The organism is [Phormidium] sp. LEGE 05292 (genome assembly GCF_015207735.1).
GTDB lineage: Bacteria > Cyanobacteriota > Cyanobacteriia > Cyanobacteriales > Aerosakkonemataceae > Floridanema.
Genome location: NZ_JADEWG010000088.1, coordinates 15039 through 27089 on the forward strand (window position 1 = coordinate 15039; position 12051 = coordinate 27089).

General features: G+C 41.1%; 10 protein-coding genes. 5 read left to right on the forward strand and 5 right to left on the reverse strand.

All coding sequences use genetic code 11. From position 1 onward, the window contains the following. The first annotated feature begins 65 nt into the window (after positions 1–65). The gene (locus IQ264_RS21425; RefSeq protein ID WP_193982835.1) at positions 66–1736 is read left to right on the forward strand and encodes an alpha-amylase family glycosyl hydrolase; all 1671 of its coding nucleotides are present in this window, start codon (positions 66–68) and stop codon (positions 1734–1736) included. Positions 1737–1892: 156 nt separating this feature from the next. On the opposite strand, the gene IQ264_RS21430 is transcribed toward IQ264_RS21425, so the two are convergent. After that, positions 1893–2870 (reverse strand): AraC family transcriptional regulator, encoded by a 978-nt coding sequence (locus IQ264_RS21430; RefSeq protein WP_193982836.1) that lies wholly within the window; start codon positions 2868–2870, stop codon positions 1893–1895. A gap of 303 nt (positions 2871–3173) precedes the next feature. Between IQ264_RS21430 and IQ264_RS21435 the strand changes: the two genes are divergently transcribed. From IQ264_RS21435 to IQ264_RS21445, 3 genes are all read left to right on the forward strand, one after another. Next, on the forward strand, positions 3174–4235 hold the full coding sequence (locus tag IQ264_RS21435; RefSeq protein ID WP_193982837.1) for an NAD(P)-dependent alcohol dehydrogenase: 1062 nt from the start codon (positions 3174–3176) through the stop codon (positions 4233–4235). 288 nt (positions 4236–4523) lie between these two features. Continuing rightward, the gene (locus IQ264_RS21440) at positions 4524–6272 is read left to right on the forward strand and encodes an HsdM family class I SAM-dependent methyltransferase (protein WP_193982838.1); all 1749 of its coding nucleotides are present in this window, start codon (positions 4524–4526) and stop codon (positions 6270–6272) included. A 3-nt stretch (positions 6273–6275) separates the two neighbouring features. Continuing rightward, positions 6276–6980: a restriction endonuclease subunit S gene (locus IQ264_RS21445; RefSeq protein ID WP_193982839.1), complete on the forward strand. Its 705-nt coding sequence runs from the start codon at positions 6276–6278 to the stop codon at positions 6978–6980. On the opposite strand, the gene IQ264_RS21450 is transcribed toward IQ264_RS21445, so the two are convergent. Further along, on the reverse strand, positions 6975–7805 hold the full coding sequence (locus IQ264_RS21450) for a hypothetical protein (protein WP_193982840.1): 831 nt from the start codon (positions 7803–7805) through the stop codon (positions 6975–6977). The two genes, IQ264_RS21445 and IQ264_RS21450, sit on opposite strands and share 6 nt — an antisense overlap. 229 nt (positions 7806–8034) lie before the next feature. Further along, on the reverse strand, positions 8035–8823 hold the full coding sequence (locus IQ264_RS21455; protein ID WP_193982841.1) for an SAM hydrolase/SAM-dependent halogenase family protein: 789 nt from the start codon (positions 8821–8823) through the stop codon (positions 8035–8037). Between the two features lie 135 nt (positions 8824–8958). Here IQ264_RS21455 and IQ264_RS21460 point away from each other — a divergent pair, with 135 nt between their 5' ends. Beyond that, a complete protein-coding gene (locus IQ264_RS21460; RefSeq protein ID WP_193982842.1) occupies positions 8959–9414 on the forward strand; it encodes a regulatory protein RecX in 456 nt (151 codons plus the stop codon). Positions 9415–9527: 113 nt separating this feature from the next. On the opposite strand, the gene IQ264_RS21465 is transcribed toward IQ264_RS21460, so the two are convergent. Both IQ264_RS21465 and IQ264_RS21470 read right to left on the reverse strand, forming a co-directional pair. Continuing rightward, entirely contained in the window at positions 9528–10073 is a 546-nt protein-coding gene (locus IQ264_RS21465) for a Dps family protein (RefSeq protein ID WP_193982843.1), read from the reverse strand. A 320-nt stretch (positions 10074–10393) separates the two neighbouring features. Continuing rightward, positions 10394–11956, reverse strand: a complete 1563-nt coding sequence (locus tag IQ264_RS21470; RefSeq protein WP_193982844.1) for a metallophosphoesterase family protein — start codon at positions 11954–11956, stop codon at positions 10394–10396. Between the last annotated feature and the right edge of the window lie 95 nt (positions 11957–12051).

Consider the following 12051-nt stretch of genomic DNA (forward strand, 5'->3'; position numbering starts at 1 on the left):
TTGGTAGAAGTGTAATGTTTGATTTTTATATGATACTGAATTTGCTTTATTTATAGATATAAAGTATGGCAAGCTCAATTGAATTTAAGTTATTTGCTCCTAATAATCAAAAAGCGGCTTTGATTGGCTCTTTTAATGATTGGCAAGAAATGTCAATGATTAAAGGTGAAGATGGATATTTTCGGACATCCGTAGAATTGGAAGATGGTATTTATCAGTATAAGTTTCGTGTCCAAAGTAATGAATGGGTAGAAGTAGTAGATCCCTACGCTACAGAAATAGATCCTCAAACTTCTGGTGCTGTAGTGCGAGTGAAAGAGGGAAAAAGAATTATTGATACTTATGTTTGGCAACATGACGATGAACCATTGCCTGACAATCATGAATTGGTAATGTATGAATTGCACGTTTCTGACTTTTCTGGTAGTGATGCAAACTCAGAAAAAAGAGAGGTGTTAAAGCGAGTAATTGATAAGTTGGATTACTTAAAAGAGTTAGGAATTAATGCTATAGAATTAATGCCCTTAAATGAACATCCAGGGAAATATAATTGGGGTTATTTAGTAAGTAATTTCTTTGCGTTAGAAAACAGTTATGGCTTCCCTGAAGATTTTAAAAGGTTAGTTGATGAGTGCCATGCTAGGGGGATTCGCGTCATCCTTGATGGGATTTATAACCACTCTGCGGAAGAGTGTCCTTTGCTGAAGATCGATCGCACCTACTGGTACTATTCCTCAAAAAAACCACATAAAAAAGAAAGTGATTATTGGGGGCCAGAATTTAATTATGAATACTACGATGAGAAATTAGATATTCGTCCCGCTTGGAAATTTATCGGGGATGTCGTGCGGTTTTGGATTCAAGAATATCACATTGATGGTATTCGCTTTGATGCTGTTGCTCAACTTACTAGTCTTGATACTGAAAACCCGAATTTTGATTTTCTTAACTACATTACTCAAGAGGCAAAAAAAGTTGCCGGAAATAAACCGTTTTATAATATAGCTGAGTGCATTCCTGAAGAACCAAGTCTGATTGCTCCTGATGGGCCGATGGATGGCTCTTGGCATGAAAGTTTTCATCAATTTATCTTAGAACATTTGTGCAGCGACACCTTTAATTTAGATAAATTGACAGAAGTTTTAAATCCAAAACAGCAGAATTATCCAACTACTAATAAGTTAATCAATTACTTAGCAAGTCATGACCAAGAACGGGTTTTTCCACAACTTAATAATCTTGATATTGATGAGGCAGATGCTTTTAAAAGAGCGAAGTTAGGAGCAGTTTTATTAATGACAACAGTGGGAGTACCAATGATTTGGATGGGTGAGGAATTTGGCGAGAGTGAACGCAAACCTAAATCTACAGATCGACCAACTCCTATTAAATGGAATTTGTTAGAAAACCAACCTAATCACGATCTGTTTGAGTATTATAAAAAGTTGATAGCCTTGCGAAAAGAAAATTCAGCATTGCATAGCGAAAACGTAGATTTATTCCATACAGATCCAGAAAATAAAGTGTTAGCTTATAATCGCTGGAATGAAGCAGGAGCGCGAGTAGTGGTAGTCGCTAATTTTTCTGACAAAAACTTAACTAAATACCAAATTAACCACTTTCCTGAACACAGCAATTGGTATGATTGGTTAGAAAGTAATCATTTAGAAGCAAAAGACAATCAGCTAATAGTTGATTTAGGCGAACATGAAGCCAAAGTTTTTGTTTCCCAGTAGTCAAAGAAAACTTCAAGGCTGAAGGAAAAGAAAGCAAAGTTGGTGAATTTTTGATATCTTAAGACTCGATTTATCAGGAATCCCAGTCCCTAATCCCTAGAGCGCCAGTCCCCAAAATTAGGCTTTTCCGCCACAAGTACGAAAGAGCCATAGTGTTTAACTAGCAGTCTTCCTAGCAGCTTCTCGCAGCCGCTCCACATCGCGCATCGGTGGTGCTCCAAAAAGCCGCTTGTACTCCCGGTTGAAGTGTGAGGCATCGTCATACCCGACTCGGTAAGCAGCACTGGTAGCGTCAAGGTTTTCCCCCAACATCAGACGACGAGCCTCTTGGAGCCGCAGTTGCTTCTGGAACTGCAAGGGACTCATGGCGGTGACAGACTTGAAGTGATGGTGGAAGCCCGATACACTCATGCCAAGCTCTCGTGCAATGCTTTCAATCCGCAGCGGTTGATTAAAGTCTTTACGAAGTCGATCGACAGCCCTAGCGATGTGGTGGGTGTAGCCACCGAGAACTGCAATCTGACGAAGCCGATTACCTTGCTCTCCCATCAGAAGTCGGTAAATGATTTCCCGCTTAGTCAATGGTGCCAGAACATGAGCTTCCGCAGGGCAATCTATCAGCCTGACGAGCCGTACCACAGCATCTAACAGATCTGCATCTAAGGGACTGACATCGATCGCCTTTACATCAGCACTCTTTTGTACTGAGGGATAGCCCGCCTCAACCATTACTGAACCGACAAGGGTGGGGTCGAGATCGAGGCGGAGGCTAAGGTACGGTTGCGCTTTGGACGCTGCCAGAATTTGGCTGACAATCGGCAGTTCGACTGTCGCCAGTAGATAGTGCATCGGGTCGTACTGATAGCGATCGTTGCCCAGAAGCACTTCTTTGCTGCCTTGAGCGATCGCACAAAGAGCAGGGACAGAGACACCATGAACGCATTCTGAAGGCGAACAGGAACGGTTGAAGTGCAATCCTGGCAGCGGCTCGATCGTCCCCTCATGACTAATCGCCTGGGCAATCCGCTCTTTGAGTTCCTCTCTGTTGGCTTGCGCTCTTTCTGTTTCGCGCTTTGCCTGCGGGTCGTTCATTAAATGCCGATCGGACGTTTCACTCGTTTTTGCCGCGTTCATTTCTAAATTTTGCAGGATTGTACAACAATCTTAGACGATCGTTCTATTGCTTGCCCTTGAAGATTCGTAGAATGAAGCTAAACCAATGAAAAGTGATTCCGGCTTCTTGTAAGTGTCTGGACTTTTATACAATAAAAAACTCCAGTTTCGATCCAGCTAGAGATTCGCCTAGCGTCATAACCAAAATGGCATCAAGGCTAACCTTGCTGCTTAAAAAATTCCCATCTCTACCGATAGAGGGACGATAAGTTTTCCATTTCTAGGATTGAAACCAGCGTATTTTGCCTATAGGAGCATAAATCCATGTACAACGCGAAAGCTTACTCTGCTGCCAGTGCCACATCGCCCCTTGCCTCCGATACGATCCCCAGGCGCGATCCAACCGAACACGACGTTCAGATCGAAATTCTCTTCTGCGGCATCTGTCACTCCGACCTCCATTCAGTGCGTAACGAGTGGAGCGACTTCATGTCCACGACTTATCCGATCGTTCCTGGCCATGAGATTGTCGGTCGCGTCACTAAAGTCGGCTCGGCAGTGACCAAGTACAAGCCAGGTGACGCTGTGGGAGTCGGCTGCATGGTCGATTCTGACGGTACCTGCCCCCATTGCAAAGATGGTCTCGAGCAGTTTTGCCAAAATATGATCCTAACCTACAACTCCCCAGACAAGCACAAGACTGCTCCAGTCACATACGGGGGCTATTCCGATAGCGTTGTCGTCAATGAACGCTTCGTCCTGCGCGTTCCAGAAAATCTCGATCTCGCTGGAGTTGCACCGCTCCTGTGTGCTGGAATCACCACCTACTCGCCCCTGCGCCACTGGGGTGTTACCAAGGGTAAGAAGGTTGGTGTAGTCGGTCTGGGTGGACTGGGGCACATGGGCGTGAAGTTGGCTCATGCGTTCGGAGCTCATGTCGTCGTCTTCACCACTTCACCTGACAAGACGGAAGACGCGCTCCGCCTCGGTGCCGATGAAGTCGTCGTTTCTCGCAATGCCGACGAGATGCAGAAACACGCTGGCAGCTTCGACTTCATCCTCGATACTGTCTCTGCTAAACACGACATCAACGCTTATCTCAACCTACTGACCCGCGATGGCAACATCACTCTTGTCGGCGCACCCGAAAAGCCCCTGGATGTTGCAGCATTTAGCCTGATCATGGCTCGCCGCAGTCTCTCCGGCTCTAGCATCGGCGGCATTGCCGAAACTCAGGAGATGCTCGATTTTTGCGGACAGCACAACATCACCGCCGATGTCGAAGTTATCCCGATCCAGAAGGTCAATGAAGCTTACGATCGACTGCTCAAGTCCGATGTGAAGTACCGCTTTGTAATTGATATGGCATCTCTGAAATCTGAATAACCCAGGTGGAGGCTTGAAGGAGCAACATTTTTATTAAATGCCGCAGGCTATAGGCACCCTACGCATAGAGGCTGCCTTTGTGCGGCAGAGCGATCTCGTAGTTGCGATCGCTCTGCCGTCGATGACGTTGCCGGACAAATTGGCTGTAGTTAGGCTCAGGTGGCACTCTGTTGGCTGCTGGCTTGTTGTCACTTTGTCATAAATCTATTGACACTTTGTCAAGTGTGCGTGATACTGCTTGTACTACGCAAAACAAGCATTGATCGTCCACGCTTTCAGAGTCACGCAATGTCCCGTTTAAGAAGCTTTTATGAGGTACATCCTGATAATTGGCTGCTTCAGGAAGGCAGTCTAGAGACTCAAGACCACCATAAACAATCAATCCGCCAGTGGATACTTCGGGAAATTCTTGAAACGTACAACTATCCAACTACTTGGTTGGGAAATCAAATTAGTCTAGTTAACTCTGAAAGCATAGATTTGGTAGTTGAAGATTTTTTTGGAATTTGTCTGTCAACAACTGCTGGAGATCCGTTTTTTTGGATTTATATTTGTGAGGAAAAGGAATTAGAAAAGGCTGAAAATTCTCTAGCGACTATCCTTTTAAGTAGTAATTCTGCCGGGTTGGGGATCGTAACGGATGGAACAGAGCAAGGTACTAAATTTTTACGCCGTCGATTTGATAGTGACAAATGTGAATATATTGTTGATATTGACGTTTACTATCAACCGGATAATTCATCTAGCTTAAAAACAAACACAAACCATAATACTGGTACTTCTAATCAATTAATAACACTATCAGAGCGGGCTGAAAACGTTTTCTTTGAAATTCATAGTTATATAAGAGACATTGACGGGTTTCATGCAGATGAAGCTCTTGATGAACTCTGCAAAATCCTATACGTAAAATTATACGATGAAGAAATGACAAAATCTGATGAAGCCTATCGTCTACAGAGGGCTTTATACGGTTCAGTAGAGGAATTTGCAGCAGTCATTAGAGCCTTATATGTAGAGGCAACTGAATATGATACCCGAGTTTTTAGTCTCAAGATTCCAGCATATCAACGCTCACGTGGGGTATTTAATACAAAATTACGCCTTTCTAGTCCAGCGTTAGTAAAAGTTGTTGAAGCTCTTGAAGACTACGATATTAGTCATTCTGATACTGATGTTAAAGGTCGTGCATTTCAAAAAGTTATAAATCCTGTCATACGTGCAGGTATGGGGCAATATTTCACACCCGATCCAGTAGTACGATTCATGGTTAATATTGCTCATCCTCAAATTTCTGATTTGATACTTGACCCATTTTGTGGATCTGCCCACTTTCTAACAGCTTGCTTACAGTTTGTAAGAGACCGAAACCGAACTGGAGCAGAGAAAAAATTACATGAGTTTGCTTTCAGCAAATTGCATGGTATCGAAAAGAGCGATCGAATGGTTCGTATTGCGATGACTGATATGCGACTTCAAGGTGATGGACATAGCAATATCAGATGCACAGATGCTCTATTGGAATTTTCAAATTATCCTGATCTAAAACCAAGTTCTTTCGATTTGATCTTAACTAATCCGCCGTTTGGTTCACTGCTTGGTTCAGATGCTATTTCCCAAATAGGTGAGTCTTACCTTTCTAAGGGAAGAAAAACTTGCCCATTGGAAGTTTTAGGAATTGAACGAAGCATCAAATTTTTAAGACCTGGTGGGCGAATTGGTATTGTTTTGCCCGATGGTATTCTTGCTAATCGAATTTCTAAATATGTTCGAGATTGGTTGCAAGAGGAGGCCAAAATACGTGCAATTATAAGTCTTCCTGTTGAAACGTTCTCTCCATTTGGAGCAAATATAAAGACCAGTATTCTTATTGCACGTAAGTGGCGTAAAATTGAGACAAAAAATCAGGATTATTCCATTTTCTTAGCTCGAATTGATAATATTGGCTATGATACATCGGGACGAACTAAGGAGATTTCAGATTTTGATGAAGTAGCCAAAGAGTACGAATTTTTTCTGGCACAAGAAGGATGGTAAATAATGTGGGTTGGGAAGGCTTCAATATCTGATTTTCAAAAAAAATCTTGTTGGAAAGTCGAATTCTTCTGCAATGAAGGAACTATCACTTCCAATAGCACATTCGATTTGGTATCCCTTCGAGAAATTGTGGCCGAACGAAAGGAAACATTAAATCCTCAAACAACTCCAGATGAGCTTTTGAATTATGTAGGACTTGAAAATGTTCAATCTATGACAGGAGATTTAATTGACTTTCATCCAAAATATGGAAAAAATATTCGCTCAAGATCGAAAGTCTTCAAAAGGGGAGACATTCTTTACGGTAGACTTAGACCTTACCTAAACAAGGTATTTCTAGCTGATGAATTCGTTTATGAGGGAATCTGTTCAGGTGAATTCTATGTTTTAAAGCCAGATTTAGAAAAGGTTTTACCAAATTTTTTAAGAGCTACTCTTGTATCACAATATGTTCAGCAGTACGTTCAGAATTTGCAAACGGGATCTGCACTTCCTCGCCTTCAAATTCAGGATTTTCTTGAAATAGAAATCCCCTTACCTCCGATTGAAGTACAGCAAGATTATGAAGAGTTTCTAATTCAGAGAAATGCGTATAGGCGAAAATTGTCAATTGAGCTATCTGAGCTTCCTCAAAAAATTATAGATACTGTTGTTAATGCTCTCGAAAATGGTGAAAACCTCTCCAAAGTCTTACTAGAAAAGCTATGAAATTAATCTAAGATATTCACGATAGTTAGGATATCGTTCCCTTATCAATCGAATAATATCTACTTTTTTAAGTCCTTTTATTTCCACTCCCAAGTCTTGTGCGATTGTCTTCCACTCGCTGGTTAAATATTGATTTGCTTCTTCATCAGGATAATTTCTATGAATGAACGATATATAAGCATGTGCATCATCGTCATTAGCTCGGAATCTCCTAAATTCTCGTCTCGCAGGTTCTGAGTCTGTTTTAATCATTCGTACTAATCCCCCGAAATTTGCTGCATAGGATACATTTGCAGCACGGCAAGAACTCGGACCTAAAAGTCTTTCTCGTGTTCCTGCGGCGTTCAGAGGTTCGCCATGATGTAGACAGACAAGAGGATCACAACCATCAGGACAAGACTCTCTATCTACAAAGGAGCCACCACGAGCTAAGTGTAAAGCATCTCTTAAAGATGCTATTGAGCGTGCTTTTCCAATGAAGTGATCGAGAATATAGGGATAAACCTGCTGAGAAACGGCTGTATCTACAGGTTCCCAAGTCCAAATTAGAATAAGCAAGAGATCATTTTCACCAAGTTTTTCAATTAGCTCATCAAAGTGTCCCTTAGACTCATCTGCGAGAGCATTCATTGACTTTGCTTCAATTCGTAATAACTCGCCAGTTCGTGTATCCGAATTCCAGGCAGAATCTTTTAAGACACAGGCAAAGTCATTATAACCATGATCGGAAAACCAGCCTAATTCGTAGGTACAGGATTCAGGATCAACTTTTGACAAAACTTGATTGGTGTAAAAACCCCACAGGGCTTCCAGAAGCGAACCCATGCCGCTACCTCTCCGACCTCCCCGTGTCTTTAAAAGAACGCGAGACATTTTATTAATTCTTCTACACGCTATAGGAGTTGCGTTTATGATTGCAGTGGCAGCGCTTTCGGGTGTCACTATAGTCTCTAAATCCATAGTTGAGCTATAGCATCTTAGCGCAAAATGCTAAGGCGGGAATTCAATGGATACACCCAGCCAGCAGCCCCGTTGCTAACTTCTGACCAACAATTTAAGCAAGGCGGGTTACGGTTTGATTTAAGCGAGGTCTACCAAAACGTTCCCAAGCATTACCACCGCGCAAAAACAATTCCATCCAGCGAATAGTTTCCCCGGTTGCAGTTTCCCATCCCGAACTTCCGGGCGCAAATGCTAAAGTACCTTCTGGAACGCGAAAACTGCCATCGGAATAAATCGCATCGCTGACCACATCTCCGACTCGAATTACTACTTTTTCTTCGGGTTTTAAGTTGATTGTGTGTGCCGGAATGGTGGTTTTAATGTTACCATAGCCATCGATCCAAGCTACTCTATCTGTTGGTGCGTCGGGTATTTGTTCGGGGTGTAATTGTTCTCCTAAAAGGCTGAGGTCTCCTTTGGCGATCGCACCCGCAGCAGCAGGGAAAACGTCACGCGATCGAAACTGCGAACCTCCCCTAGAAACTTTTATTGTATGCAAAGCTTGGGCATGATTTTTAATAAAAGAAAGGGTGTAACCTGCAAAAACTCCCACAACTTTCACATCATTAGGTAACAAAGCATAAGTTAATCCTTCCCCCTCGTTATTTTGCCTTGCTTCTGGGTTATCTTGTCGCGGCGCACAATTATGATAAATTAAGCGATTATTTGGCCCTTTATTTAAACCCAATTGCGCCACCCAAAACCCCGTTGCTAAAGTACTAAAAGGCGGGACAGAAAGACAGTGAATCTGCGCTTCTGGTATTTCTGCTATCAGACGTTGAATTACTTCTGCAAAAGCTGGATCGCCATTCCCGTAATCTGCAATTAAATTGAGCAACATACTATTTTTACCACTAACATTATTACTAGAAATATATCTAGTATATTTTAGCTATTGCATAAATATTTAAAGTGTTACAATATTAACAGACAAATAATCTTTTCATAACTATTCTTTAATTAATGAAGGTTATATATGACTTGCATTGATTACTTTTATCTGCTTTTAGCGCGTCGAGAATATAGTACTCGTGAGTTGGAAAAGAAAGGCAAAGAAAAAGGCTTTGATGAAAGTGAAATCACTGAGGCTATTAATCATTTGCAACATCTTGGTTATCAATCGGACGCTCGTTTAGTCGAAAATTTGATTTCCTCATCTCAAGGGAAATATGGTAAATCGATGATCAAACGTAAGTGTTTTGAAAAAGGCATTTCTAGCGATGTATTTGAGGAAGTTTGGTCAGCACAAGAAGAAAATGAAGAAACCGATGATTTAGCTGATTTAAAAGCTAAGATAATGCGGAAATATCACATTACAGACTTTGGCAATATTGACCCAAAAACTAAGAGTAAGTTAATTAATTATCTTCAGTATCGTGGGTTTAATGCTTGGCAAACTTTGGCGCAATGGCAAAAAGAAGAAGATGAATAAAGTTTAACTGTTCGATCGCCCTTAACCCCCCTTAACAAGGGGAGAACTAGATTCAATTCACAGATACCCGACTTCTTGAAGAAGTCGGGTATCTCGCTTAGGGTGAGCAAAAACTATCTGCTATTTGCTTCCACAGGAACTCTTAAATCAGAGGAGAGTTTACCATCTGGGGAAATTTGTTCGCCTTCAATAAAGGAACGCAACATCCATGCCATTTCCTCATGTTGTTCCATCAATCCTGTGAGGAAATCAGCTGTTCCTTGATCGTGGAAATTTTCTCCAGTTTGGTCTACATGATCGCGCAAATTGCGAATAACTTGTTCATGATCTGAGACTAAATTTTCTACCATGCCATAAGCATTAGGTAGAGTTCCGGCATCTTCTTTAATAGAAGCGTTTTCCAGAAAACCTTTAGCTGTGCCAATAGGATAACCACCTAAAGCGCGAATCCGTTCCGCGAGTTTGTCAATGTTAATTGTCAAAGCTGTGTAATGTTCTTCCCACAATGTATGTAGAGAACGGAATTGTGGGCCTACTACATCCCAATGATACTTTTTGGTTTTGATTAACAGTAAATAAGCATCTGACAGGTCACGATTTAATAAATCAATGACTCCTTGACGTTCTTCTTGGGACAATCCTATGTTTAATGAGCGCATAATTTTGATGTTTTACTACACTGTTTCCTAAATATTTATTGCAACAAATTTAGGTTGGTAGTTGCATCAACCAAATGGGAGAGAAAATATATTTTACTCATCAGTATTAAGAGCGATTAATATAATTTTATTTATTTTAGATGGATACATTTTTTATGTCTTTCAGTAGATGCAATAAACTTTTGTAAGTGGCAGAGTTAATAGACTTATTGCAAAAGTCAGAAATCTTGGTTTTTGACCACAGATATCCACAGATAAACACAGATGAATAAAGAGATTGGTCTATTTTTGCAAGAAGTCTAAAGAATTTAACTATTTGTTTAAATCTCGAAAGGTTTGACTTGATTTTTGTGCCATTGCTGTTGGTATCTCTCAACAACAATGGGACGAATCACAAATTTAGGAGGTGTTCCCGATCGCACATCAATCCGTAGAAACGAATAAGGTCTGCGTTTGTGATAACCTTGACCGCTACGACCGATAAAAAGTAGCGATCGCGCCACCGTCCGAATATCACTTTCCACTTGTTCAGTTATTTCTAAACCTTCCTCTCTTTGCCGACGCAAACTATAACCACTACCACCACAAATAATCCAATTAATATGTGAATCAGCGTGTCCTGTATTACCTGTCCTAAGATATTCTAAACAGTGAGCATGACCTGTCAAAACTAAATCTACCAAAGGTCGATCGCCAGCTAATTTACCCACAGATTTTGCTACTTCATCTAACACTTCACGCAAGCGATCGCGCACGGCTAAAGTTTGGGATTGATACCACTTTGTTGCTTCGGTTACATAAGGAGGGTGATGCAAATAAATTACTCTTCCGCGCACGGAATCTGTATGCCAAGACTCAATTAATCTTTGTTGTAACCAGTTTAATTGTTCCCAATCAACAGTAACTTCTCCTGTAGCATTTAAATGTTTATCCACATCATTTTCAATTTCCTCTAATTGCTCCAGTTTAGTGCGTAAATCATCCAACTTTTCCGCTTCTTCTGGGCGATCGGGATTTAGAGAATTCATAGTTTGCAAAATTTCTTGCTGTTGTTGCCTTGCATCAGCACGCCGTTTTTCTAATATCTGGCGATTTGCTTCTCCTTCAGCATCTTTCGCCAAAGGTAAAGGCGCATTAAAAGTATTAGAATCCAACGCAAAGAAATCAATATCTCCTGAACGGAAAGTGTAATAGCGATTTGGTAATCGAGTGAATTCTTTAGGTTGATAACGCAAACAACGACCTGTTTGAGTAGTGGCGTTGTAATAGCGATCGAGATGTTGTTCTAATTCTTGTCTATTATTAATATCTAATAAATAATCTATAAAAGCTTTGGCGTAAGCTTCTCCTTGAAATGAACCATGCCAACCTGCATCAAAATCGATTTGGGAACGGAAAAGACGACGCAAGGGTAATGCTGTTTGTGCTAATAATCCATAAAGAAATGGCAAATCATAATAATCGTGATTTCCCGGTACAGGCAGAAACGGCTGATTAAACAGCATTCGATCGTATTTAATATTTTTGGGGTTTTCCCCATTAACTAAAAATTCCCGATATGGTTCAATAAAATTTTTGTGATAGTACTCGCTAGAACCAACTAAATAAACTACATCACCTGTATGGATCGCAAATCGACAATCATCTCGATGTAGTAACATTTGTTCGGCAATTTTGCGTTGTGGGTGATGTCCGCGATGGGCACCAGAACCACTATCTCCCACTACTAAAAAAGAGAACTCTGGTCGATCTTCTTGACCATCATCAATTACTAACTGGGTTTGATCGATTCCCCGTTGCACAATTATTTGTTCTTGCCATCTGACTCTTTGTTTCATTTTTTGGATTTTCATCCAAACGGGTGGATCGGATACAAATTCCATAGTTGTTAGCTAGATAACTTTAATACTTTGCAATTAATACATTTAGTAGCTTAAAACCTTTGTGTTCGCTGGTACAGATCCTTGGGGGGGATGGG